This window comes from Bartonella sp. AC130YNZD (assembly GCF_042196865.1).
Taxonomy (GTDB): domain Bacteria; phylum Pseudomonadota; class Alphaproteobacteria; order Rhizobiales; family Rhizobiaceae; genus Bartonella.
The window spans coordinates 1-25388 of sequence record NZ_JBHIQZ010000018.1 but is presented as its reverse complement, the minus strand read 5'-3'; the positions used below and the strand labels follow the sequence as shown (position 1 = coordinate 25388).

The 25388-nt window shown below is 37.2% G+C and carries 18 protein-coding genes, 2 tRNA genes and 1 pseudogene; 16 read left to right on the top strand and 5 right to left on the bottom strand.

Features of this window, described 5'->3' with window-relative positions:
* Positions 1 to 132 (top strand): helix-turn-helix transcriptional regulator (locus ACFINU_RS07160; protein ID WP_375618563.1); only part of this gene is annotated, 132 nt, incomplete at its 5' end.
* A 99-nt stretch (positions 133 to 231) separates the two neighbouring features.
* Here the strand turns inward: ACFINU_RS07160 and ACFINU_RS07155 are convergent.
* Positions 232 to 307 (bottom strand) — tRNA-Phe (locus tag ACFINU_RS07155).
* 398 nt (positions 308 to 705) lie between these two features.
* Here ACFINU_RS07155 and ACFINU_RS07150 point away from each other — a divergent pair.
* The 3 genes from ACFINU_RS07150 (at position 706) to ACFINU_RS07140 (ending at position 5193) form a co-directional block, all read left to right on the top strand.
* Positions 706 to 1869, top strand: a complete 1164-nt coding sequence (locus tag ACFINU_RS07150) for a phosphoserine transaminase (protein WP_375613717.1) — start codon at positions 706 to 708, stop codon at positions 1867 to 1869.
* Positions 1870 to 2252: 383 nt separating this feature from the next.
* On the top strand, positions 2253 to 3542 hold the full coding sequence (locus ACFINU_RS07145) for an adenylosuccinate synthase (RefSeq protein ID WP_375618562.1): 1290 nt from the start codon (positions 2253 to 2255) through the stop codon (positions 3540 to 3542).
* Between the two features lie 229 nt (positions 3543 to 3771).
* Complete coding sequence (locus ACFINU_RS07140; protein WP_375618561.1) at positions 3772 to 5193, top strand: hypothetical protein; 1422 nt, start codon at positions 3772 to 3774, stop codon at positions 5191 to 5193.
* A gap of 204 nt (positions 5194 to 5397) precedes the next feature.
* Here the strand turns inward: ACFINU_RS07140 and rpoH are convergent, their stop codons facing one another.
* From rpoH to ACFINU_RS07125, 3 genes are all read right to left on the bottom strand, one after another.
* Positions 5398 to 6282 carry an RNA polymerase sigma factor RpoH gene (rpoH, locus tag ACFINU_RS07135; RefSeq protein WP_375618560.1) on the bottom strand — a complete coding sequence of 295 codons (885 nt, stop codon included), beginning with the start codon at positions 6280 to 6282 and terminating at the stop codon, positions 5398 to 5400.
* 148 nt (positions 6283 to 6430) lie between these two features.
* Positions 6431 to 7435 carry an RluA family pseudouridine synthase gene (locus ACFINU_RS07130; protein WP_375618559.1) on the bottom strand — a complete coding sequence of 335 codons (1005 nt, stop codon included), beginning with the start codon at positions 7433 to 7435 and terminating at the stop codon, positions 6431 to 6433.
* 28 nt (positions 7436 to 7463) lie between these two features.
* A complete protein-coding gene (locus ACFINU_RS07125; RefSeq protein ID WP_375618558.1) occupies positions 7464 to 8894 on the bottom strand; it encodes an aldehyde dehydrogenase family protein in 1431 nt (476 codons plus the stop codon).
* A 460-nt stretch (positions 8895 to 9354) separates the two neighbouring features.
* Between ACFINU_RS07125 and ACFINU_RS07120 the strand changes: the two genes are divergently transcribed.
* Both ACFINU_RS07120 and ACFINU_RS07115 read left to right on the top strand, forming a co-directional pair.
* Complete coding sequence (locus tag ACFINU_RS07120; RefSeq protein ID WP_375618557.1) at positions 9355 to 11928, top strand: DNA translocase FtsK; 2574 nt, start codon at positions 9355 to 9357, stop codon at positions 11926 to 11928.
* 1154 nt (positions 11929 to 13082) lie between these two features.
* A complete protein-coding gene (locus ACFINU_RS07115) occupies positions 13083 to 14789 on the top strand; it encodes an ATP-binding protein (protein ID WP_375618556.1) in 1707 nt (568 codons plus the stop codon).
* 18 nt (positions 14790 to 14807) lie between these two features.
* Here the strand turns inward: ACFINU_RS07115 and mscL are convergent, their stop codons facing one another.
* The gene (gene mscL / locus ACFINU_RS07110; protein ID WP_375607446.1) at positions 14808 to 15215 is read right to left on the bottom strand and encodes a large conductance mechanosensitive channel protein MscL; all 408 of its coding nucleotides are present in this window, start codon (positions 15213 to 15215) and stop codon (positions 14808 to 14810) included.
* Between the two features lie 1336 nt (positions 15216 to 16551).
* On the opposite strand from mscL, the gene ACFINU_RS07105 reads away from it, so the two are divergent.
* The 10 genes and pseudogenes from ACFINU_RS07105 to ACFINU_RS07060 all read left to right on the top strand — a co-directional run.
* Complete coding sequence (locus ACFINU_RS07105; protein ID WP_375618555.1) at positions 16552 to 17634, top strand: quinone-dependent dihydroorotate dehydrogenase; 1083 nt, start codon at positions 16552 to 16554, stop codon at positions 17632 to 17634.
* Between the two features lie 139 nt (positions 17635 to 17773).
* Positions 17774 to 17850: transfer RNA gene (locus ACFINU_RS07100), tRNA-His, on the top strand.
* A gap of 501 nt (positions 17851 to 18351) precedes the next feature.
* Complete coding sequence (locus ACFINU_RS07095) at positions 18352 to 18666, top strand: hypothetical protein (protein WP_375618554.1); 315 nt, start codon at positions 18352 to 18354, stop codon at positions 18664 to 18666.
* An 88-nt stretch (positions 18667 to 18754) separates the two neighbouring features.
* Positions 18755 to 19666 carry a hypothetical protein gene (locus tag ACFINU_RS07090; RefSeq protein WP_375618553.1) on the top strand — a complete coding sequence of 304 codons (912 nt, stop codon included), beginning with the start codon at positions 18755 to 18757 and terminating at the stop codon, positions 19664 to 19666.
* Between the two features lie 291 nt (positions 19667 to 19957).
* Positions 19958 to 20791 carry a hypothetical protein gene (locus ACFINU_RS07085; protein ID WP_375618552.1) on the top strand — a complete coding sequence of 278 codons (834 nt, stop codon included), beginning with the start codon at positions 19958 to 19960 and terminating at the stop codon, positions 20789 to 20791.
* Positions 20784 to 21671: a hypothetical protein gene (locus ACFINU_RS07080; protein WP_375618551.1), complete on the top strand. Its 888-nt coding sequence runs from the start codon at positions 20784 to 20786 to the stop codon at positions 21669 to 21671. The genes ACFINU_RS07085 and ACFINU_RS07080 overlap by 8 nt, the downstream gene beginning before the upstream one ends.
* A gap of 2 nt (positions 21672 to 21673) precedes the next feature.
* Complete coding sequence (locus tag ACFINU_RS07075) at positions 21674 to 22588, top strand: hypothetical protein (RefSeq protein ID WP_375618550.1); 915 nt, start codon at positions 21674 to 21676, stop codon at positions 22586 to 22588.
* 270 nt (positions 22589 to 22858) lie between these two features.
* On the top strand, positions 22859 to 23434 hold the full coding sequence (locus ACFINU_RS07070) for a DEAD/DEAH box helicase family protein (RefSeq protein ID WP_375618549.1): 576 nt from the start codon (positions 22859 to 22861) through the stop codon (positions 23432 to 23434).
* A 14-nt stretch (positions 23435 to 23448) separates the two neighbouring features.
* Positions 23449 to 23811: a hypothetical protein gene (locus ACFINU_RS07065; RefSeq protein WP_375618548.1), complete on the top strand. Its 363-nt coding sequence runs from the start codon at positions 23449 to 23451 to the stop codon at positions 23809 to 23811.
* A 253-nt stretch (positions 23812 to 24064) separates the two neighbouring features.
* A pseudogene (locus ACFINU_RS07060) lies at positions 24065 to 25388 on the top strand (type III deoxyribonuclease); the annotation flags it as partial.

The window sequence follows — 25388 nt, the reverse complement described above, 5'->3', positions numbered from 1 at the left end:
ACGATTCGCAATTGGGTGCTTCAAGGGGAGTTTCCGCAACCCTATAAGCTAGGAAGAGCAGTGAGATGGAGAAAAAAAGAGATTCTAGCTTTTACTCCAAAGAAAAATAGGGAACAAATAACAACAAATTAAGTAAAATTGTATAAACCACAAGAGGTGGACTAAAAGGTGGTCTAAAAAATAGAAAATCAAATAAAAAATTATATATTTCAATATGTTAAAGAGAAAAAATGGTGCCCAGACGCGGATTCGAACCACGGACACGCGGATTTTCAGTCCGCTGCTCTACCAACTGAGCTATCTGGGCATGCTTCTAAAAAATATAAAGCGTTTGCGGTTATAACATTAAAATTTTCTCTGTCCAGTCATCAAAAGAAAAATAATTGATTTTTTAATAAGTTTATCTCCCTATTCTAGAGCGTTATCAATGAATCTTTATCATAAAATAAATTTGATAGGTATATTGGACACTTTAGTGTATTGTTATTAGAATGCTGTCTTATTGTGGTGATGATACGAAAAAAATTAAAAGAATCAATCGAGAAGCATGATTAAGAAAGATTTTTTATAAAGTTTCCGTGAATTTTAAGCATACGCAATAATAGACAATATTTTTGACTTTTTTCTAAAAAGATTATTGATTAGTCTTTATAATAATTTGTTTTTCTTTATAAAGAAAGAAAAACATCTAAAAGGGGAGAAATAATGATAATGTTACAAAAACCAAGTAATCGTCCCAATAATACTAATTTTTCTTCAGGTCCTTGTAGCAAACGGCCTGGTTGGACTCTTGATGTTCTTAAAAATGCATTAGTTGGGCGTTCGCATAGATCTAGAGAAGCAGAATTAAAACTTGCTGAAGTTGTTAATTTAACCCGTGAGATTCTTGAGGTTCCTTCTGATCATCGTATAGGAATTATGCCAGGATCAGATACCGGTGCTGTTGAGGCTGCTCTATGGTCCCTATTAGGTGAGCGTGGCATTGATATGGCAGCGTGGGAAAGTTTTGGGTTTGGGTGGAATAAAGATGTTGTCGAGCAATTAAAGCTTTCTGATGTGCGTCGTTTTGAAGCTCCTTATGGTGAAATACCAGATTTAACACAACTTGACTTTGATCGGGATGTTGTTTTTACATGGAATGGGACAACTTCTGGTGTGCGTATTCCTAATGCAGATTTCATTCCGCATAAGCGGGCTGGATTGACCATTTGTGATGCAACATCGGCAGCTTTTGCGCAATATCTTGATTTTTCAAAATTAGATGTTGTTACTTTTTCATGGCAGAAAGTTTTGGGAGGCGAGGCTGCACATGGTATGGTGATTTTAAGTCCTCGTGCTGTTGAGAGGCTTGAGAATCATGTTCCAGCTTGGCCTATGCCCCAACTTTTCTATATGACAAAAAATGGAAAATTGAACGAAGATATTTTTAAAGGAAAGATCATCAATACACCTTCTATGCTTTGTGTTGAGGATTTCCTTGATGGGTTGAAGTGGGCAAAATCTCTAGGAGGTGCAGCGGCATTAAGAGCACGGGTTGAGAAAAATTTTTCTGTACTTGATGCTTTTGTTCGCAAAACGCCATGGTTAGAATATTTGGCAAAAGATCCTGAAGTGCGTTCTAACACCGCTATTTGTTTAGATATTGTGGATCCAGTGATTACTGCTTTGGATACGGAAAAGCGAGTATCTTTTATAAAAGCGGTTGTGAAGCGTCTTGATGAGGAAGGGGTTGCTTATGATATCGGTTCGTATCGCGATGCTCCTCCTGGGCTTCGAATTTGGGCGGGTATAACAATTGAGGCTTCCGATCTTGAAATTTTAACACAATGGCTTGAGTGGGCGTTCCAAGTTGAAAAAGCACAGCTTTAAATAATTACTGGTGATTTTCACAGGGTGTTTTTAAACAGAAAAAGGATACGAAAGATTATGATGATTTTTCGTATCCTTGTATCAGACAAACAGCCTCTAAATATTACATGAATTGTAAAAGATTAAGAGGAGGAATAAATGCTCTGTCAGGTGTTGGATACGCACAAATTAAAATCTCTATTTTTTTACTTTTTGTAGCAAAAATGACAGATTTAAAATATTTTGGTATTTGCTTATCTTTATTATCATAAATTTGAAAATTTAATCACTTGAAGATTGAGAAAAATCTGAAATGAGGAGTCGCACTTGCTCTAAGGTTTCGTTATAAAGAAGTGTTTGTTTTTGAATGCTGGTTTTTTTGACCAAACACGACGGAGAAAGTTATGGCCAATGTAGTTGTTGTCGGTACACAATGGGGTGATGAAGGCAAAGGTAAAATTGTAGATTGGTTGTCTGAGCGAGCAGATATCGTGGTGAGATATCAGGGGGGGCATAATGCTGGCCATACATTGGTTGTTGATGGAGTCAGTTATAAATTATCACTTTTACCGTCTGGTTTAGTGCGTGGCAAGTTATCAATTATTGGTAATGGTGTTGTTGTTGACCCTCATCATTTTGTTGCAGAAGTAAAAAAACTATGTAATCAGGGTGTAAAAATCACACCAGAAATTTTGCGTATTGCTGAAAATGCTCCTCTGATTCTTTCGTTGCATCGTGATCTTGATGCAATTCGAGAAAGCGGTTTATCTGGTTTAAAGATTGGTACAACAAAGCGCGGTATTGGACCGGCTTATGAAGATAAGGTGGGACGTCGTGCTATCCGAGTGATGGATTTAGCAGAAAAAGATACACTTATGGCTAAGATTGAGCGGCTTTTGAGGCATCATAATGCTTTGCGTCGTGGGATGGGTGTTGCAGAGATTGATTCTCAAGCGCTTTATGATGAATTGATGCAAGTTGCGGATAAAATTTTGCCCTTTATGGATTGTACGTGGCGTCTTTTAGATGAAGGTTATCGAGGAGGGAAACACATTCTTTTTGAAGGTGCGCAAGGTGCTTTATTAGATAATGATTTTGGAACTTATCCTTATGTAACGTCATCTAATACAGTTTCTGGGCAAGCATGTATAGGTTCGGGGATGGGACCTGATGCAATTCATTATGTTTTGGGTATTGCAAAAGCTTATACTACACGCGTTGGAGAAGGGCCGTTCCCGACAGAGCAGATAAATGATATTGGTGAATTTCTGGGAATGCGTGGACATGAATTTGGTGTTGTAACGGGTCGAAAGCGTCGATGTGGTTGGTTTGATGCTGTCTTAGTACGTCAGATGGTAACAATTTGCGGTGTTCAAGGTATAGCATTGACAAAACTTGATGTTTTAGATGGTTTGGATGAAATAAAAATTTGTATTGGTTATGAGCTTGATGGTAAAAGGATTGATTATTTACCTTCTTCCATGGGAGCTCAGGATCGGGTGAAGCCTATTTATGCAACATTAGAAGGTTGGAAGAAAGAAACAGCACATGCATTGAGGTGGGAAGATTTACCAGTGCAGGCTATTAAATATATACGCTATATTGAAGAACTGATTAATACAAAAGTGGCTTTATTATCCACAAGTCCAGAGCGTGAAGATACTATTCTTATTACGGATCCCTTTGTTAATTGATTATTGTTTTTAGATTTCTATATATGTTCTCTGTTCATTTTTGTATCTTTTTACAAAAAAGTTTTTAAGAGCACGTAAGAGAAAGGTGCAAAATAGCATTGTTTATTTTTCATATTCATTTTACATTATGTTGTACCAATATTAAATGGCAACCAATTTAGAAGGCTAAAATAAAGTTTTTTGGCTTTACTATTGATTTTTTCTCAGTTTAAGAGAGATTATAGAGGAAATGGTAGATTTCGTTGGAATCTTAAAAAAGACAATTAATGCACAAAATAATATTACACCACAAGTGCGTAAGCGGATTTATAAGCGGGCTACCGAAACACTAGAACATCAATTTGTAACAGCAAAAATACCACAAGCAATAGCGGATGAACAAAGAAAGATTCTTCAAAGTTCTATTGCAACTGTTGAAGGAGAATATTTAGCAGTTGAAAAGAAACGGCTTTCTTCAGTTATTGGGTGGAATCCCACAAATATAAATGAAGATAAGAAAGTTACAAAAAAAACTATATTACCAAAGAATAATGAATTGTCAGAGGTAAACATAAAAAGAAAGCAGGATTTTGTTACACGTTCAAAGGATAACAAGGTATTTGTTGAGCTTTGTGTATCAGATATACCAGATGCAGAGCCTGTTAATATGGAGGCTGATGTGCCTTCTCAGCATGTTAATAGCAGTGTGTTAAAGATTTCTCTTTCGCAGGAAGATAATCCGCATATTGTTTCGCACATTTTTTCTCAGGCTTTACGTCGTGCTAATAAATCGTTAGTGCAAAGGCGTATTGTGATAAGTGCTGTTTTTGTTGTTAGTTTTGTTGTTTTAATTGTTGGTATTTTTTTTGTTGGTGAGCGTGTATTTGTATCAAATGATTATCAGTTTTTAGAAGAAAATCTTCAAGCTTCTCACAGAGTACCAAAGGCATTTCCAATTAAGAGAAAGTTAACACAACGCTTATTAGAGGATGGAAGTGAAATTGATGTTGGTTTAAAACAAGCGATAGATTCTTCGGATGAAGAAGTACTCTCAACAGTTGTTGATAGCAATTTGCAATCGCTTGAAAAATCAGGTGAAGCTGTTTTCTATCAAGCACGTACAAATTATGATGCAGAAAAGATAGCAACGGGAAGTGCTCGCTGGACGCTTATAAAAGAGTCTCAAGTGAAGGGGTCTCCAGAAGAAACAACTATACAAGGTGATATAACAATTCCTGATGAAGGGATATCATTGCGGTTAATTTTACGTCGTAATACCGATCAGTCATTTCCTGCTTCATATATTATGGACCTTATTTTTATTCTTTCGGATAAATTTTCAGGTAAATCTATAAGCAATGTTCAAGCATTAACCTTTAAAGCAAGTGAACAATCCATTGGACAGGCTTTAACAAGAACCATTGCTGCAAAGATTAACGATGACTTTTTTCTTGTCGCATTGAGTGGTAATCATCCATTTCTTGATCGAAATTTACAATTGATGCGAGAATTAGATTGGATGCGTTTGGTGTTAACGGATAAAAATGGGCGTATAAGTGAATTAACCTTTGCAAAAGGACCAACAGGTAAGTCTATTTTTAATGAAGTTATTGGACAATGGCTTGCACAACAAGATAAGTTAACAGTTCTTGGTCAAAAAAATAAAACATAGATGCAAAAAAATAAACGGCTGTGAAGAATTTTCCACGACCGTCTTTATCAATTATATACCAAATACACTCACTAAATCTTTACATATCAATAACGTAAAGAATTCGATAGACTAATTTACAAGTATAAAGCCAAGGCATGCTTTTTTTTCATTTTCACATTTAAAGAATGTGCAAACCATTGGCTTTATACTTAACTCTAGGTTTTACACTTGACTTTGAGATAAAGTAGAATCTTTGATAGAGTTTTGTACTTTTTCAAATGCACGCATTTCAATTTGTCTTACTCGTTCTCGACTAATATTAAATTCACCAGAGAGTTCTTCTAGGGTTAGTGGTACATCATTTAAACGACGCGCTTTGAATATACGTTTTTCGCGTTCATTGAGATTGTCCATGGCATTTATGAGCATGGAACGGCGATTTTCTAATTCACTTTTTTCAATTAAAATTTGTTCTTGATCGTTAGATTCATCCACCAACCAATCTTGTAACTCGCTGTTTTCTCCTTCTTTTGTCCGAATTGGTGCGTTGAGTGAAGTGTCACCACCAAGCCTACGATTCATTGATACAACTTCATCTTCTGTGACATTCAACTGGGTTGCAATTTCTTTCACTTGTTCTGCATTGAGATCGCCACTATCAAGTGCTTGAAGTTTACTTTTTAACTTACGAAGGTTGAAAAACAAGCGCTTTTGATTAGCTGTTGTCCCCATTTTCACCAAACTCCAAGAGCGCAATACATATTCTTGGATTGACGCTTTAATCCACCATATTGCATAGGTTGCAAGACGAAAACCCCGCTCTGGTTCGAAACGTTTAACAGCTTGCATGAGTCCAACATTGCCTTCTGAAATGACTTCCCCAATGGGAAGTCCGTAGCCCCGATATCCCATCGCGATTTTAGCTACGAGACGCAAATGGCTGGTTACTAGCCTATGCGCAGCTTTTAGATCATTATGCTCACGGTAACGCTGAGCTAACATATATTCTTCTTTTGGCTCAAGCATTGGAAAACGACGCACTTCTTCCAAGTAACGGTTTAAACCACCATCACCTGTCATTACTGATAATAAATTCATATGGGCCATATAGCACCCTCCTTTCATCTGAATTCCCTGATAAGGCAAATTCTATGTTTTAGATAGCTAACTATCCTCATAACCTCACTCTAGCATATTTTTCAATTTTGTTCAAAAAAAGATATTTTATTGTGAAATCTTGAGAAGGGGAAAAGTTTCAATTCATTTTTTTTAAAAGCTTAATAAGTTTAGCCATATCTTGAGGCAGTGGTGCGGAAAACGACATAACTTTACCGGTAGAAGGATGTTCAAAAGTAAGACTTGCAGCATGGAGTGCATGTCGGTTGAATTGATCGATTGCATTTCTAATAGTGGGGTTGAATGTGTTTGATTTTGTTTTAAAAGCGTTTCCATAAACTGTATCGCCTATGAGTGGATGCCCCATATGAGTCATATGAACACGGATTTGATGGGTGCGTCCAGTTTCTAAGCGACATTCCAGAAGGCTAGCAAAAGATGTTGAGTCTGCATGAGAGCCATATTTTTCAAGCAGAGAAACATGTGTAACAGCATGACGAGCATAAGGGTTTTGGTTATGGATGACAGCTTGCTTTGTCCGGTTATGGGGCGAACGGCCAAGTGATGCATCAATTGTCCAGACATTGCGCTGAGGTGTTCCCCAAATCAAGGCATGGTAGCGTCGATCTAATGCGCAGGTACGTCCATGATCAGAAAATTGAGCACTGAGACTTTTATGAGCTAGATCATTTTTTGCAACAACCATAACACCGCTTGTATTTTTATCAAGACGATGGACAATGCCAGGGCGTTTAACACCACCTATACCAGATAAACTATTCCCACAGTGGTAAATAAGGGCATTAACCAATGTACCGGTCCAATTTCCATTCCCAGGATGAACAACAAGACCAGCTGGTTTGTTAATAACAATGATATGATCATCTTCAAAAAGAATGTCCAATGCAATGGCTTCAGCGCTAGGTTCTGCATCACGAAGGTCCGGCATTTCCAATTCAATTATTTGGTTAGGTTTTAATTTTATTTTTGGTTCCTTTATGAATTGACCATCAATTTTAAGACAGCCTTCACGGATGAGGGTTTGCAAACGCGAACGTGAGAGCACATCATGATATTGTTTTGCGAGCCACTGATCAAGACGTTGCCCAAGAGCACCTCCATCCGTTATTTTCTGTATTACCATACGATTCCTATTAAGTTTTTACAAGATTTTACCAGTACGAAATTGCTTTACTATCGAGAAATTCTTTAATTCCCCAATGTCCTCCTTCACGAGCGCGCCCAGAAAATTTTACACCTCCAAAGTAGCTTCCACTGGGTAATCCATGTCCATTAACTTCTACCATACCAGAGCGTACTTGTGCCGCAATACGACGACATTTGTCGCGATCTTGCGATTGAATATAGTTTGTAAGACCATACTCAGTCTCATTCGCTAAAGCGACGGCTTCTTCTTCTGTACTAAAAGAAAGAATCGAGAGAACTGGACCAAAGATTTCTTCTTTAAAAATACGCATATGAGGTTTTACATCAGCAAAGACTGTTGGACGGACATAATAACCGCGTTCCATTCCTTTTGGTGAACCAGTCCCGCCTGCAACAAGAGTTGCACCTTCATCAATTCCCGATTGGATAAGATCTTGAATTTTATCATATTGTTTTTTTGAAACAACGGGCCCAATATGATTTCCTTCTTGGCAGTTTGGTCCTACTTTTGTTGTTTCTGCAATATCTTTGGCTATTTTCACGGCTTTGTCATAGATGCTCTGTTCCACAAGCATACGAGTTGGTGCATTACAACTTTGTCCACTATTATAAAAGCAATGTCGTGCACCACGTTGAACAGCATCTGAGTCGGCATCAGCAAAGATAATATTCGCTCCTTTTCCCCCAAGTTCCAGACAGACTCTTTTTAAAGTAGCGCTGGCATTTTTAGAAATATCTTTTCCTGCTCTAGTTGAACCAGTAAAGCTGATCATTTCTAAATCTGGATGTGCAGAGAGGTAAGAGCCGACAGTTGCACCATCACCATTGATTAAATTAAAAACACCGGCTGGAAGTGCGGCTTCATCTAAAAATTCAGCAAAAAGCATAGCAGAAAGAGGCGCAATTTCAGAGGGCTTTAACACCATGGTACAGCCAGCCAAGAGAGCAGGAATAACTTTAAGAGTTACTTGATTCATGGGCCAATTCCATGGCGTAATTAATCCTACGACGCCGATAGGATCGTAGTGAAGGATTGCTTGCTCATTTCCCTTTATTAAAGTTTTTTGGAACGAAAACTCTTGATAAGCTTCGATAAAATTGCGAATATGGGAACTTCCGGTTGCAGTTTGCGCATTAAGCGCCATATCAATTGGTGCTCCCATTTCCATTGAAATGGTTTTTGCCATGTCTTTGGAACGTTTTTCGTAAATCTCTAGAATTTTTTCAACAAATCCAAGACGCTCATTTGGTGATGTTGTTTTCCATTTTTGAAAGGCTTCTTTAGCCGCATTAATTGCTTTATCGGCATCTTTTGTACTTCCAAGGCTAATGACAGCACAAGTCTCCTCTGTTGATGGATTAATGACGTCAAAATCGTGAGGAGTGCTTGGTTCATCCCATAGACCATTGATATAAAATTTCCGTGTATTAAACATAATTCACTCCCTTTTTTCTATTTGTATTTATGTAATTATGATTGTCTTAGTCTAAGCCTTTTTAAACGAGGATAACAAGGGTAATCTTATAAAAACGCGAGAAATTAGATTATATCGTGATAATTGAGCATGGAGAGTTCAATAGAGCAATGCTTATTGTATTATTGAGACTAGTTTCTTTTATGAAAAGGGAGAGAAAGAGAGGCATAGACAATTTTCTTGAAGCTTTTTTATCATGAAGTTTTCTTCAAAACAAATGAAATACGAGCTCTATGACACCATAAACTGGGCAATTTATATCGTAAATATGCAAAAGGCAGATTATGAATATGCATTATGGCATTATTTTTTTCATTAAAAAGTAACTATCAGCAAAAGGTTATTAACCTTCGTATGATAGTTTCTACGAATTCTTTTTGAAAAGGTTATTTTTCTCATTGCTATAAATTTGTTGGATGCCATGCATAATTCGAAAACAAAATCTATTTCTACGTCTTCTTTTTCTGATGATGGTACAAAAGGTGCATCAAGAGAAGATTTATCTGTTAAGATTACTGAGATATTTCCTTATCCGGAAGTGTGGAAAAAGGCATTTGCCCTCGGAAAAAACGTCCGTTTCACGAGAACCCCAGAAGTTGAGATTTTGCGTCGTCGTATAGAAATAGATCCAGTTTTTGCAAAACAGTTTAAAATTTTTACGAAGCAAGATCAAAAAAAAATTACAGATACAGATATTGTACGTTGTAACAAGAAAACAACAAATATTCTTTCGACAAAAAAAGTCATTAATCCTCAATCAATAGAGAATAAAACATCAGTTTGTCATTCAACGGTTCTGAAGCAGTTGTCACGACAAGCTATTCATATGCCGTCAGCAAATATTCCACTTGAGGAGGATAAACAAGAACATAAATTACAAGTGGAAAATGTGCTACAACAAATAAAACCTGCGTTGCATCTTTCCGATGATGCATTTTTTGAGTGTGAATCTTTGATATTTGAACATGTGGAGACTCAAACTTCAAAAGAGGATGGAACATCAATTGACACGACAAATGAACTCACACCTGATATCCCCACAGCCTTTGATGAGTCAATAACTGCTCTTTACCGTGTTCTTGAATACCGCTTTCCACAACTCTATGATTCAATTACATCAGAATCTCCAGCGGAAAGAATGCGAGGTGTTGAGAAAATTTCTGATTTAATGCATACAAATAATGATACTACTAAAGGGTGTCATTCTAAGCTTTCTGTTGAAGATTCTGCTCATACGTTAAGTAATACAGGGGCGTTAAGTGATGCAGGGGCTAGTATAGAGACTGAAAATACCAATAATATTGTCGCCAATAATACTGTTGATTGTATAAACAAAGCCGTCACAAAGAATTCAAAAGATTTTTCTGTGATGCAAGCAAACAGTAAAACTAAAACATTGCAATCTACTCGTATGCCATTAGGTAATTATGATTCTGCTTTTATGCAAAATATTCAATCTATTGACTGTGATGTTTATGAATTTCCTCCGATCAACTTATTACAGGAACCTGTTTTTCATGAAGGTACGATGATTCCTCAAGAAACATTAGAACGTGGTGCTGGACTTTTGGAAAGTGTTTTGGAAGATTTTGGCATTAAGGGTGAAGTTATCCATGTTCATCCAGGGCCAGTGGTAACAATGTATGAATTTGAACCCGCTGCGGGTGTAAAATCATCACGCGTTATTAATCTTTCTGATGATATTGCGCGTTCTATGTCTGCTATTTCTACACGCGTTGCTGTAATTCCTGGACGTAATGTTATCGGGATTGAGTTACCCAATGCGGTTCGTGAAACCGTTTATTTACGGGAATTAATCCAAACACGTTCTTTTCGTGAAAGTGAATTTAAACTTGCTCTTGCTTTGGGGAAGGGGATTAATGGTGAACCGGTCATTGCAGAATTAGCAAAAATGCCTCATTTGTTGGTTGCAGGAACAACAGGATCAGGCAAGTCTGTTGCAATTAATACAATGATTTTGTCGATTCTTTATCGTATGACACCAAAGCAGTGTCGTTTGATCATGGTTGATCCTAAAATGTTAGAGCTCTCTGTTTATGATGGCATTCCACATCTTTTAACACCCGTTGTCACAGATCCCAAAAAAGCAGTAACAGCTTTAAAATGGGCGGTTCGTGAAATGGAAGAGCGTTATCGCAAAATGGCTAAATTAGGTGTGCGTAATATTGATGGTTTTAATGCACGCGTTGCACTTGCGGCTCAAAAAGGCGAAACGATCATGTGTACTGTTCAGTCGGGTTTTGATAAGGAAACAGGGGAAATGCTTTATCATGAAGAAGCCATGGATCTCACACAGCTTCCTTATATTGTTGTGATTGTTGATGAGATGGCTGATCTTATGATGGTGGCAGGGAAAGAGATAGAGAATGCCATTCAGCGCTTAGCGCAAATGGCGCGTGCGGCAGGTATTCATCTTATTATGGCAACGCAACGTCCTTCTGTTGATGTTATCACAGGTACAATTAAAGCGAACTTTCCTACCCGCATTTCTTTTCAAGTAACATCAAAAATTGATAGTCGTACGATCTTGGGTGAACAAGGTGCTGAAACGCTTTTAGGTCAGGGGGATATGCTTCATATGGCAGGTGGTGGACGCATTGTGCGCGTTCATGGACCTTTTGTCTCTGATGAAGAAGTTGAATTCATCGTTGCACATCTTAAAATGCAAGGTAAACCTGATTATTTAGCAACGGTAACAGATAATGAAGACGATAACAAAGAGGATACTTCTGCTGATTCAGCTGCTGGAATTTCTGAGGAAGAAAATTTTGATGAAGAGGGTGAGGAACTTTATAACCAAGCTGTAAAAATTGTTGTGCGTGATAAAAAATGTTCAACATCTTATATTCAGCGTCGACTTTCAATCGGCTATAATAAAGCAGCTTCTCTCGTCGAGCGGATGGAAGAAAAAGGCATTGTTGGAGCCGCTAATCATGTTGGAAAACGTGAAATTTTACTCAATGAAGGGAAATAAACAAAAGCATTTAAAAATGTGCAATTTTTTAAATATCTGACAGTCATTATTTAAATGTGCTTATTTTATTTTTTTAATAATATTAAAAAATTAAATGGAGAGTAATAAAGAAAAAGCGATCTTTTGTATTAAGACTTCTGATGAGGTAAACAAGCTGATATCAAAGGAGATTATGAGATTTTTTAACATTTCTAAATGATCTGGAATATAAAGAAATTAAACAAATCTTTATATGAGGACAGATGATTTGTGTTCTCTTTTTTACAGAGAAATTTTTTAATAAAATAGTGCGGTGGTATATTTTTTGTTTTTTCTTTTGTAGCGATTCTAATGAAAGAAAGATCTTTGGGAGATTATTGAGAGCATCATAAGAAAAATGCCCAATATGCAAGTTCTGTTGCATTGGGTACTTTAAAGCGCTACGCTGAATTTATTATCATTTGATATTATTGGCTCAAGAAAGGTGTTCTTACTAGAAGCTTAATTTGAAAAAGAGATTTTTATAATGCAGTATATTGATTTATAGTAATTTATCATTATTCACAGTGAATAAAAGTCTCAAAAATTGTAAGATTTTCTCATTTCAAATCTGTTTCTGTTGAAACAATTAAAACCATTTTCTTGCGTATCATAATAATGTAGGAGTAAAAAAGTTAAAAAATAAAAATGCTGCTTATGAACGCCTTCAAATGCCGAGAACTATTGGTAACATTAGGGGCTGAAATTAGTATAATTATGGTGCTAACCAGCTCTTTTATAAGCATAAAAATGGTAATGCACAATGCCTTGATATCCTCTATAGGGACCTTTACATTACACCATTTACGGATGCCGTCGTAAAATAAGCTTGGGGATCTTGGGAGATATCTTTTCAAAACAGGCGCATGAATGTGTAAAATAAGTGTATTCTTTTTGAGTACTATTTATGCGAGGGAGATGTTACCATTATTGTAACAAGATTTATTACAATAATGGGTGAGTAAGCAACAAGAGTTGGAGGATTCTTTTTATTCTTGTTTTGTTGATGAAACAGTCAAATTTTTGCTACAGACAATTGATATGAGATATCAAGTTATTTTAACTAGAACAGATAATTGTAAACAAATTAGCATTATTCATTTGAGAGTAAATCCAACACTTTTTTAGTTTTAGTTATGCCATTAAAAGCAGATGAGTTAAAGTTAAATACAAATGAATTAAAATGTCAGCAAGAAGCTTTTCGTTTTACACCAGAGCTTTTGCCACGGCCTTTTACGTGGGAAATCGATCACAATGGTTTGTTTTGTGAAGTCTCAAAAGAGCTAGCTGAAGTTGTTGGTCCTCTCTCTTCTTCTATTTTAGGGTGTAGTTTTCATGAGCTTGCTCATCAATTTAATGATGATCGATATCTGGTTCTCAGTCGTTTTATTGAAGCGGCTATGCCTTGGAGTAAAGAGATTGTTCAATGGCCTGTTGATGGTTGCTTACAATGGCTTGATGTTGAATTGTCGGCTTTGCCAATTTTTGATGTTAAAAAGCAGCTTAAGGGGTTTCGTGGCTTTGGTGTTTTAAAAATACAAAAAAAAGTCCAAGAAAAAATAAATGAAAAGCTAGAAACAGAAATGCTATGTCTTACGGAGATAGAACGCTCAGCTTTTCGTGAAATTGCAGAGCAATTGCGTGATGAATTGAATTCATCGGTAAAAGAAGAAAATTTAGTTGAAGAAACAGCTATTCAGTTACCATATGCACAAACATTGCCGGTAAATGCTATAGAACAAGCTCTCGTAAAAGAGCCCGCTGCAGTTTTATCATTGTTGGATACAGCAACAGATGGTGTTTTATGGTTGGATGAAGAGGGCTTTATTCAATCAGCGAGTAGGGCAGCCTTAGCATTAATGGGTTATGAAATAAATGAACTACGAGGACAGCCATTCTCTTCATTATTTACTTTGCAAAGCCGACTTTTGGTTGAAAAATATTTTAAATCAATCCGTATGGAGGGGAAAAATCAGGTTTTAAATCGCAGTGAAACCGCTGATTTAGTGACAAAAAATCATAAAAATATAACCGTTTTGATAACGATTGTATTTTTGGCAAAGCAAGGCAATTATGCTGTTATGTTGCGTGATAGGACACAAACAGTTCCATCAGGAGAAAAAAAAGCAGAAGAGGATAAAATCGTTGGAGTTGTTCATGAAATACGAACACCTTTGAATGCTCTTATTGGTTTTGCAGAAATTATGAGAGAAGGCCGTTTTGGTTCGATAGAAAATGAGCGCTATCATGGATATTTACGCGATATTATTTCCTCTGGAAAACATATATTATTGCTGATTAATCAATTACTAGAGTGCTCGAAGATAAATTATTCTGGTTCCAATAACCAGATTGATTCTTCCATTGTTTATGAAACATTTGATGTGATATCTTGTTTACGTGCGACGATAGCTTTTCTTGAAACTCAAGCCAATCAGAACGGCATTATCATGCGCATTGTTGCTCCACCTCATGTTCCATTTATTCCTGTATCACAACAAGTGTTTCGCCAGATTATATGGAATCTTCTTTCCAATGCTATTCGTTTTACACCTTTGGGTGGACAGATTATTGTTCACGTTTCTTATAGAAAAGAACGTGTAAAAATTTCAGTGAGTGATAATGGTATAGGGATGAACGAAGAAGAGATTATACAGGCACTGCAACCTTATGGTCAAGTAGAGCGCAAAGATGGCCGATCTGGTGATAGCGCTTTTATAGGAACAGGCTTAGGCCTTCCAATGTGTAAAGCGATGGTGGAAGAAAGTGGGGGACAATTTTTATTGTTCTCAAAACCCAATCATGGAACAACTGTGGAAATGTTTTTTCCTCGTGTTCCATGATATAAATCTCGCATAAAATTATTTTTTCTTAGCTAAAAGATCTCTAATTTCTATTAAAAGTTGTTCTTCTGAAGATGTTTTTTTGGGGCTTTCTTCTTCTTTTCTACGGATTTTATTCATAGCTTTAACAAATAAAAAAAGAACCCAAGCAATAATGAGAAAATTGATAAGTAAAGTAATAAAGTGTCCGTAGCTAATGGTTGCTCCAGCTGCTTTAGCGGCACTCAATGTTGCTTGTTTTTCGCCAGCAAGTTGAATAAACATATTAGAAAAATCAATTCCACCTGTAATTAGCCCAATGATTGGCATAAAAATATCATTGACAATTGAGTTGACCAAGCTACCAAAAGCACCCCCTATAATCACACCGATAGCAAGATCAATCATATTACCTTTTAGGGCAAATTCTTTGAATTCTTTAAGCATTGCGTTTTCCCCTTTATATAAGCGATATACGATAATTTATTTACCGCTTTTGATGAAAAAGGAAAGGGCAGATTTTATTTTTAGGATTGTATTACGATATTAATATTATTTTCAAAGAACTTTATAAGGTTTAATAAAGAGCATTAGGGCTCTATTTAAATGCACACAGAACATTTACTAGAAAAAAGCTTTTTTGATAAAAATGATATCTTTTTTTCTCAACAGAAAGTAGCAAACCGTAGCTTAATTTATATAATTGCCACAAAGTTTTTATGATAACATTAAAAAGAGAGATTTTCACACAATACCACAAAATGAGTAGTGTTGAAAGTTGAGCTATCAGAAAGCTTCTCAAATGAAGTACATATATTGGCATAACATATTGTCATAAAAAGAGAATTTAGGAATAAAAAATATATTTCAGCACTGATGGAAGAAATAGATAGATGAGGCAGGTGTAAAACTTATAATTTAATTCCTCTTAATTTAGTAAGCGATAATAGCAATTAGGAGGGCATTATGGCTTATCTAAAAGCTATTTGTATTGGGTTGCATGAGCTAAAATGGCGATAATTCCGATGGAAGAAACACATTTCATCTGCTGGAAGATTGTATCAGTTTATAAATAGCAGAGCTATAGGGTTTGCAAGATCATTTTGGTTTGGAAATCGTTAGTATGATAAGTGTGAGTTCAATGATCAACTGTCATTACTTAAAATATATGTTAGACAGAGCACTTAATAGATGCAAAATTGTATTTAACGCATCAGAAATGGCAAAGAAAACAACGCAGATTCTTCAAAATTTTATCAATAGAATACAAATTGATTGAACATTCTGTTGCTCATAAATGGTGCAACAATAGTATGAATTTAGATGATTTTATGAACCATGTATCCTATAAATGCTAGGAAAAAATGGCTTTATAGAACAAGCTTTGTTTCTATTGAAAACAATATTACACAAAGGAACTTTGGTAATAAGGATAATTTGCGTGCGTTTTTAAGAGAATTATGAGCGTGCCTGCATAAGACGTCAGAAAACCAAGGCTACGATGAAGAGCCATTGATGTTTCAATTCATGCTGCATTCTATAAGATTAGGATTCACATTTTAATCTTTAAAAAATGTCGAAAAAGAGAAACATTTTTTAAGAATAAAAAGTTTTTTACACAGTATACACCAATATAAACATGTATGGCTATTATGTGGTGAGTTTTCTTCTAGAAGGGGAATATTATTTGGATAATATGCTCTCTTTGATTGGTGATCTTTTGTGTTAAAAGATAGTATAGGTGAGGCGCGATGGATCATTTTTATGTTGTGGAGAAGGATCGATGAGTTTTTTTCGTTGTATTGGCCGTTCTGCCTTATTTATGTTGGATCCAGAGCAAGCACACGGTTTAGCGATTCTCGGGCTGAAAAGTGGGTTAAATGGCTGTCAAAAGGTTATCGATAAACGTTTGTGTGTAACTGTTGCTGGGCTTGAGCTTGAAAATTTTATTGGTCTCGCAGCGGGGTTTGATAAAAATGCAGAGGTTGTGGATGGTGTTTTTCGTTTAGGATTTGGTTTTACTGAAATTGGGACAGTGACACCAAAGCCTCAGATTGGAAATCCTAAACCACGGCTTTTTCGTTTAAAAGAAGATGAAGCGATTATTAATAGAATGGGCTTTAATAATGATGGACATCAAGTTGTTTACAATAGATTGCGTGCGTGTAAAAAAACTGGTGTTGTAGGAGTCAACATTGGAGCCAATAAGGATACGGTCGATAAGATTGATGATTATACTGCTGGTATTGTTCATTTTTATGATGTTGCTGATTATTTTACGGTTAATATTTCTTCTCCTAATACACCAGGTTTACGTGATTTACAGGCCCGTAACAGTTTGCATCTTTTGTTGAATGCAATTTCGCAAGCGCGAAATGAGCAAGAGAACAAGCATGGATTCTCCATTCCTATTTTTTTAAAAATTGCTCCCGATTTATCAGAGAAAGAATTAGATGATATTGCTGAAGAAATAAAACTTTCTGATTTTAATGGATTGATTGTTTCTAACACAACTCTTTCACGCCAAGGGCTTAGCAATAGTCACTTCAGTAATGAACAGGGGGGGCTTTCTGGACGTCCACTTTTTGAGCGCTCTACTATTGTGCTTGCAAAAATGCGTCAAAAATTAGGGAAGGAGATTGCAATTATTGGCGTTGGCGGTGTAAAGGACGCACAAACCGCTTTGGAAAAAGTAAAAGCTGGTGCAGATCTAATTCAATTATATAGTGGGATGGTTTATGAAGGTCCACATCTTGTTATAACTATTCTGCAAGAGATTTTGCGGATGATGCAACAAGATGGAATTGGTAACATAAAAGACTATCGTGATCATAATCTTGAGCATTGGGCAAAATTTCCTTTGTAAAAAACGCTTTTTTCTTCACAAAAAATTGCGAGATTTTTTTAAAGGGGCTTGCAAAGTTTGTTGATTTTCCTTATGTCACATAAGCATAAGAATAAATGTTTACGCAATCGTGAACAGTTATGATACATTTTCTTTTTATGCGGTTGTAGCTCAGTTGGTTAGAGCGCTGGTTTGTGGCACCAGAGGTCGTAGGTTCAAATCCCACCAACCGTACCATTTGTCTTGTTACAACTTTTCTAATTCTTATTTTTTGCGTGTGAGCCGTCACGGAGCAGAGACCTTGCGCGGATGATTTTTCTCAAATTTTGCCCAAAAAGGAATGATACGATCAATAATCGCTTGAAATATAAATGGGTTAGCTAAATCTATGATTCTGACTGCAATTGTAACAATAAATATCTCTATCAGTATATTTATATACTTTTAGTATATTTTGCAAACCAAGAGAATCTTATTTAACTTTCATTATTATTGCTCATAATATAAACTATTAAGTTTAAACACATAAAATAAGTAAGCATAAATTTACTAAAATATGCCATATTTTTGACACAATATCCTTGATTTTGTCAACTATATATTATAAATGCGAACTTGCATGAAAATGCATTCATATCTCCAGGGGTGTTTCGGTGGTTAATTATGGGTAAGCCATTTTGGCGCGGGGACATAAGTAACCTTGGGGGATTTATTTATACACTAAATTGGAGAAAATAAATGGGAAGTTCAAGTCGTTCGCACGATTATTGCAGTGCCGATAATTTTAGTAGCAAATATAACTCTGGTAGTGCGTTTGGTAGAAAGCATGGTGGTAAGGTTGGCCTTGCGAGTGGTTTTTTCATAGGATGGGCAGCGGGGCGTAATCCTATGACTGGCATGGCCGTAGGAAGCTTTGGGCAAGCTGTAGGCAATGAATTCGGAGACACCATAGGCGGTTATGCTGGTTATGGTGTGGCTGCTGCCCAGTGTGGCACACAGTTGTTGGGTCAATCTTTTGCTAATTCAGGTGGTGGGATGTTGATGCACTTTTGATGTAGTTCTTTGGGTTATCCTAAAGCCTAGAACGGTGGTACTGTAAAAGGTGCCACCTTTATGTTTAGAATATTGTACAGGAGGAGCTATGGGCGAGTTTAGTATAGTGCTCGTTTATTTTTGTCTGTGGTTTGGCATGTTGTATCTATTCCTCAAAACTATTGCTATTAATGGAAAAAGCATGTTAGGCAGGGAGAACATAGTTGCATTCATAGTGGCGGCATTGGTTATTCCTCCTCTCATTTATGCCTTTGAGTATTTTGAGTATATAGTCGGTGTGCCGATAACATCTTCTCATGTTGCTATAATTATGTTCTTTCTTTCTTTTTGCATTGAATTTATACCCAATATAGTAAACAATATAAAATACTTTAGTTTGGCCATTATCGCAAGTTGCCCCATTTTTTTCATCGCAGCTGGTTTTATTGTTATGAGTGATGACCTTCTGTTAGATTTTTTTGATCTGCAGCTTTCGAGCTATATTTATCTGCTTTTCATTATTCCGTTGATGATAGGGGTGGCTCGCTATGTCCTAATTGCTAAAGCTTTGAAGGAAAAATCTATGTCAGTGCTAGATTTAAGCATTTGCATTGGCTGTGGGTTTGCCATAGGCGTCTTTTTTGTGTCATCACTGCTTTTATCAGACCTTCGAGAAATCTATCAACAGATAGGTTTTGCAAACAGGGAGGCAGTGAAAAAAATGTTTGATTATGCGGTGTTTGGTTTTGCTATTCTAACGGGCCAAGTTTTTTTGACATTTTTGATGGTTCTCTTTGTTACTACAAAGAAATATTATTGGTTGGTCCTTGATGTTCTTGCAGAGCTGTTTTTTAGCCTCTTTGTTTCTTATTATGTAGCGTTTGTTCATACAGATGATGACTATAGAATGGTTAGAAATTGGATTTGTTTGATGTTTGTTGTTTATGTGTACGCGCGTTACATTAAATCAAAGAATGTGAAGCTTAGCGTGATTAACCCGTTTAAAAAGAAAACTGAGTGAGAAGACAGGAGGCTATAGTTCTTTGGGTTATCCTAAAGCCTAGAGCAGCCAACCCAGGAGGGGCAGTTTCTGGAGCAATAGTAGGCAGGGTCCCGTGGCGCAGCCGCGGGTATTGCTAAAGCTGGTTGGGATTGTGCTCGCTCTAAGTGGTGAAATTATTGTTTGACCTGGCTTTTTTAACAAGGTAAAGGCCTTGCTAAGGGGTACGCTATCAGCCTCTTAGCAGGGAGTTTTTCTCCCGCAATAATATCTTGGTATGCTTGGGAGGGCAAGGCGCTTTAAGGAAATTATATGTCTGACTTAATTTTTGGAATGCTGCTTAGTTTTGGGATAAGTTTCAGCCCTCGTCTCCTTAAAAACAATGGCTTGTTGGGCGAGCGCGTCATTTTGGGGGGGCTAGCTGGCCTTTCCTGCGCTATCATCTTCGCTTATCCACATAGTGAAAGTGGGCTTACAGACTTATCTTTGCTTTTGGTATGTTATCTTGGCATGCTTTTAATTCTGTACGAGCACTACTTATATAAATATTTAGTTCTTGGATTCTGTGGTGCAGTTGCTGCCTTGTGTATTGGGGCAGGTTTTGTATATTTGAGCTCTTTGTTGCCATTGCCTGCTTTGTCTGCTGCTAATAATAGCCAGCAGCAGGTGGTGCATTACATGAGTTTGGTTGCTGCAAACTATCCATTTTTTATCCTTTTGATATCAGTTTTAACTGCGGAGCTTTTGCGTTTGTGGTTGCTTCGCGTATATAAGCCAGAATTAGCTGCGCGTAAGGTCCTTTATTTCGGGCTGGGCTGGGGTGTTCTAGACTTATGCTATAAGACCCTCCCAGCTCTTTTTCTTTACTTGAATTACCGTGTTGATAGGGCGCCACAAATGGTGGGCTATGTCGCATTTGAATCTTGTCCACAAGCGATCAGCTATCTTATTGCCGCGGGCATGATTGTATTGATGCATGTTGTAAATACGCGCTTTATGTATCTTGGTTTCCAAGATAAGCGCAAGGTCTATTCCTATCTGCCTTTTGTAATTCATTTTGCGGTTGATCTTTTGTTTATGTTTGACATTTCTTCAGACTACGCAATATTAATAAATTCTATTTCTGAGGCTTGCAATAATGCTTGACAAATTGACATTATCTGTTATCGGCGCTGTTTTTTGTCTGGTGCTGATTATTTTTCCTTTGATGAAGAAAAAAACATTGGTTGAACATTTGGTTTTCTTGCTCGTTGTTTTGTGTCTTGTTTTTCTTTATGTTTATGGCGCTACGAGTTATTTTCCTTATTATGTTTTGGCGCTTTCGCTTATATTGGGGTACCGCTGGTTACTCTCTTTGGTTAAAACGTTTAAAGGCACGAAGGCGATTATTGGGGCAAGCGCTGGTTGTTATGTGCTTTTGATTTTTTTTCTATACGGCTTTATGCGTATGATAGGTAGTTTGATTTTTGATTTTTCTGCTTATAGTACGCCTAATATTGTTTTTGCTGTTGGACTATTCCCTATAGGCATGGCGATTATGCAGTTTTTTTTGCTCTCTCATTGGGTGGCAGAAGATAATGGCAATGGTGTAGAGGCAGCACTGGGCGTGGGAATGGGGATTTGGGGGGCTGCTATAGGGCTTGCACTGCTTACATCTCTACCAGAAACTGTGAAAATCCTAAAAGGAGCCTTTAGTCTTGATAGGGACGCCTTACTTTCTTTACTTGAGACGGTAATATATTATACGTTTGTTATAGGTCTGAATCTTTTATCAACTTTTTTAATGCTTGTGGTTTGCCTTGACAAGAAATGGCGTTTTTTTGTTCTTATCTTGCTTTTACAATGCTTGGCGGCTTGGGCGCGCTTTTCATGGCGGGCCGCTGAGCCAGAACTTCTTGCAATTGGGCATTATACAATCGCTACTATTCTTATGTTTGCTCTTATGCGGCAAATTTATGATTTTGTGCAAGACAGATTATCCATGAAGAAAAATAGCAGTTACGCTGTAGTAAATGAGGGGGCATAATAATGTTGGTTTTATTTATTACTTCGCTTCTCGCAGTCCTTATTTATGGCGCTGTCATTTATAATTTTTTTCGCTCTACATTTAGTTGGATAAATGTGCTGTTGAGCGGCATAGTTTTTGGGGTGATTGTTCTGTTAGTATGGCGTTACTCGGAAACAGAACATAAACTTGATGCCTTACGTTTACTGCAAGTGCTTGGCGTTGTTTTTCTTCTATGTGTGTTTCATCATTTTCTGAAGTTCAAATTGGTTGTCGCTGGTGCTGTGGGATGGTTTGTTGCTAGCTGCATTGCTGGCGGGTTTATTGCTTTTTGGGAGCAATCTGTAATAAAAACGCTTTATATGATGAATATTGTTGAAACCAAGAGTCGTGCAGAGCAGGGGTTGGCGCTTGTTTTTTTATTTTTAACATTTTCGGTTTTTTTTGTTGTAGCAGAAGAAGCTATGCGTCGTTGGTTAGTTACTAAGTTTTATCGGTGCTCGCCTAGTTTGTTGTGGCGTTTGCCGCTGAATATTGGCATAGGCTGGGGTTTATGCGAATTAGTTTATAAGGCGCTAGGGCCTTTCCTTGTTTATAATGGCTGGCCTATTCGATCTAGGTTATTAGCCAATGAGTATGTAATTTTTTATTCCTGGACGCAAGCGAGTATTTTTTTGTGTGCTTTAATGAGCGTCATACTCATGCATATTTTCAATACATGCTTGGCGTATCGTGGTGTTGTTACGCGCTCTAAATTTTATGCGTGTGCGCCTTTTTTTGTCCACGCTATTGTTAACTGTTTCGGTGCAACAGTGTTGGTTACAGAGAAGGTTTGGTTTAATGTTGGGGGCAGCTTGTTTATTCTACTTTGTGTGATGTTGTTCGTATATTTTGAAAGCAAAAATCCTTTAATACAAAACATAAAATTGCGCGCTTAAAGTGTTGTAGAGTGATGAATAACTTTGCGTACTCTAAGTATGGCTAGAGAGCCTGATACGCGCTTTCTGTTCTGCAAAAAATAGAGAAGGTTAGCACCGACGTAAGGCGTCCAGTACCAAGAGCGACGTCATTTTTGCACTAATTGGGGGAGGGTGTGCCACTGTCCACGCGCATATGGGAGTTTGCAAATATGCTATCATGTAACTTTCTAGTGTCTTCCTTTCTATTATCCTCCATGAGATTGAAGATGGGAATCTTGAGGCGGCGATATGAGACTTAAATTTAAACAACAAGAATTTCAAAATGATGCGGTTAAAAGCGTCATTGATTTGTTTAAAGGCCAGCCACAACGGGATTCTTCTTTTTCTTTGCATTCAGAACAAGGACAATTAGCGTTAAATGAATTTGGTTATGGTAATCAATTATTGATCAGTGATGAAAGCATATTAGCAAATTTACGAGAGGTGCAACAGAACAATAAACTCTTGGCGAGTGAGACGCTAGAGCAAAAGCAGTTTTCTATTGAGATGGAAACGGGAACAGGCAAAACTTATGTCTATAGCAAGACGATTTTTGAGTTAAATCAACGCTATGGCTTTACCAAATTTATTATTGTCGTACCAAGTGTTGCTATTCGCGAAGGGGTATATAAATCACTTCAGGTAACAAGAGAGCATTTTCAAGCAGAATTTGATAATCTGCCCTATCGTTATTTTATTTATAATTCAAAAGATCTTTCGCAAATTCGCCAATTTGCAAGCTCTACCAATATTGAAATTATGATTATCAATATTGATGCATTTAAAAAGCAGAAAATATTATCAACCTTCCGCAAGATAGACTGAATGGCGAAAGCGCTATGCGCTATATCCAAGACACAAAACCGATTGTGATCATAGATGAACCGCAATCGGTGGATAATACAGCAAAAGCGAAGGAGGCTATTGCGAGCCTTAACCCGCTTTGTGTTTTCCGCTATAGTGCCACGCATAAAGATGATATTAATCTTTTATATCGTTTAACACCTGTTGATGCTTATCAAAAAGGACTGGTAAAGCAAATTTGTGTTTCTTCTAATCAGATAGAGCAAGATTTTAACCGTTCCTATATTGCCTTGAAATCCGTATCACACAAACATGGCTTTAGGGCGCGCTTAGAGTTCGATATTGCGGGAAAGAATGGCACTGTGAGCCGCAAAACAGTTACAGTGAGACGGCGATGATCTGTATCGCGTTACGGGCGGACGTGAGCTTTTATAAGGGCTATATTGTTTCGGGTATCAATTGCATGGCGGGGAATGAAGCTGTTGAGTTTTCTGATACTGAAATTGTCAAATTTGGCCACGCGCTTGATGATGTGAATACAATAGAGCTTAAACGCGCGCAAATTTATCGCACTATAGAAACACATTTAGATAAAGAATTGCGGCTTGCGCCTTTAGGGATTAAAGTTTTATCACTTTTTTTATTGATGAGGTGGCTAAATATCGTAGCAATGATGAAGAGCCAGCACTTTATGAGCGTATGTTTGAAGAATGTTATGAAGAGCTGTTGGCGAAAAAGAAATATGCCTCTTTGCGAACTAAGTTTGCGCAAAATATTCGAAACGTGCACGGCGGTTATTTCTCGCAAGACAAGAAAGGCGTGTATAAGGATACAAAGGGCGACAGCCAAGCTGATGATGACACTTATAACACGATTATGCGCGATAAGGAGTGGTTATTATCTTTTGCATACCCCTTGCGTTTTATCTTTTCGCATTCGTCCTTGAGAGAAGGCTGGGATAATCCGAATGTGTTTCAAGTGTGTATGTTGATTGAACAAAAATCGAATTTTACCGCACGGCAAAAGATTGGTCGCGGTTTGCGCTTATGCGTAAACCAACAAGGTGAACCGGTAGAAAATAAAGATATAAATGTGCTGCATGTCATGGTGAATGAAAGCTTTGCTGAGTTTGTGAGTACATTGCAAAAAGAATTAGAGGCGGATATTGGTTATAAACTTGGTACCTTGCAGATGGAGCATTTGGTTGTCCGTATTTATGAAGATGTAAAATATGTGGCTGCTAAAGTGGAAGTATCGCAAGCACAAAAAATTGTTAAAATACTTGTTGCAAAAGATTTTATTGATGAGGCGGGTGTCGTTAAAGTAGATCAAAATTTAGTAGCGAGCGAATTTGATGCTATAGGGGCGGAGGAAATGCCACGCGAATTGCGTCAAGAAATTGTGAAAAAAACTGATTCGGGCGCGCTTATTAATGTTGAGATACTGCAAGATCTGATTTATATGACAGCTGTGACGGAAACAAAGATTCTGTCTTCGCAAGAGGCTGCTGATATATTGGTTGAGTTGCGTGAAAAAGCCTTGCTTACATCAGCAGGAAAAATCACAGATACATTAAAAGCGCAATGGGCGACTGGGACGTTAGATTTAAGTGAACGTTTTAGTAAAGGGCAAAAGCAGGCTGTGCTGCAGGCGCTAGAAGCGAGCCAAGCCATGCCGATTATTCGTAATGCTACGCGCGAAGTGCGGGTTAAGCTTAAAAAGCAAACAGTGGCTTCGCCAGAGTTTTTGTCCTTGTGGGAGAAGATCAATAAAAAGACCACTTATCGTGCAAAGCTTGATCGCACAGAGTTTGTTGCCAAAGCAGTGGATGCAGTGGAAAAAATGGCACCAGTTGCGCCCGCGCATTTGGTTTATCAGACAGCAGAGATAGTACTCAGTATAATATCAAAAAACACAATAAAGTCAATAGTTTACTTGCAATTATTTTATATGAATTCACTCAAGAATCCATCTT

Coding starts and splice junctions, on each gene's coding strand:
- ACFINU_RS07140 (WP_375618561.1), top strand. CDS start 3,772: ATGGTAGATTTCGTTGGAATCTTAAAAAAGACAATTAATGCACAAAAT.
- ACFINU_RS07095 (WP_375618554.1), top strand. CDS start 18,352: ATGGGAAGTTCAAGTCGTTCGCACGATTATTGCAGTGCCGATAATTTT.
- ACFINU_RS07080 (WP_375618551.1), top strand. CDS start 20,784: ATGCTTGACAAATTGACATTATCTGTTATCGGCGCTGTTTTTTGTCTG.
- ACFINU_RS07150 (WP_375613717.1), top strand. CDS start 706: ATGATAATGTTACAAAAACCAAGTAATCGTCCCAATAATACTAATTTT.
- ACFINU_RS07120 (WP_375618557.1), top strand. CDS start 9,355: ATGCATAATTCGAAAACAAAATCTATTTCTACGTCTTCTTTTTCTGAT.
- ACFINU_RS07065 (WP_375618548.1), top strand. CDS start 23,449: ATGCGCTATATCCAAGACACAAAACCGATTGTGATCATAGATGAACCG.
- ACFINU_RS07125 (WP_375618558.1), bottom strand. CDS start 8,894: ATGTTTAATACACGGAAATTTTATATCAATGGTCTATGGGATGAACCA.
- ACFINU_RS07085 (WP_375618552.1), top strand. CDS start 19,958: ATGTCTGACTTAATTTTTGGAATGCTGCTTAGTTTTGGGATAAGTTTC.
- ACFINU_RS07090 (WP_375618553.1), top strand. CDS start 18,755: ATGGGCGAGTTTAGTATAGTGCTCGTTTATTTTTGTCTGTGGTTTGGC.
- mscL (WP_375607446.1), bottom strand. CDS start 15,215: ATGCTTAAAGAATTCAAAGAATTTGCCCTAAAAGGTAATATGATTGAT.
- ACFINU_RS07075 (WP_375618550.1), top strand. CDS start 21,674: ATGTTGGTTTTATTTATTACTTCGCTTCTCGCAGTCCTTATTTATGGC.
- ACFINU_RS07105 (WP_375618555.1), top strand. CDS start 16,552: ATGAGTTTTTTTCGTTGTATTGGCCGTTCTGCCTTATTTATGTTGGAT.
- ACFINU_RS07145 (WP_375618562.1), top strand. CDS start 2,253: ATGGCCAATGTAGTTGTTGTCGGTACACAATGGGGTGATGAAGGCAAA.
- ACFINU_RS07115 (WP_375618556.1), top strand. CDS start 13,083: ATGCCATTAAAAGCAGATGAGTTAAAGTTAAATACAAATGAATTAAAA.
- ACFINU_RS07130 (WP_375618559.1), bottom strand. CDS start 7,435: ATGGTAATACAGAAAATAACGGATGGAGGTGCTCTTGGGCAACGTCTT.
- ACFINU_RS07070 (WP_375618549.1), top strand. CDS start 22,859: ATGAGACTTAAATTTAAACAACAAGAATTTCAAAATGATGCGGTTAAA.
- rpoH (WP_375618560.1), bottom strand. CDS start 6,282: ATGGCCCATATGAATTTATTATCAGTAATGACAGGTGATGGTGGTTTA.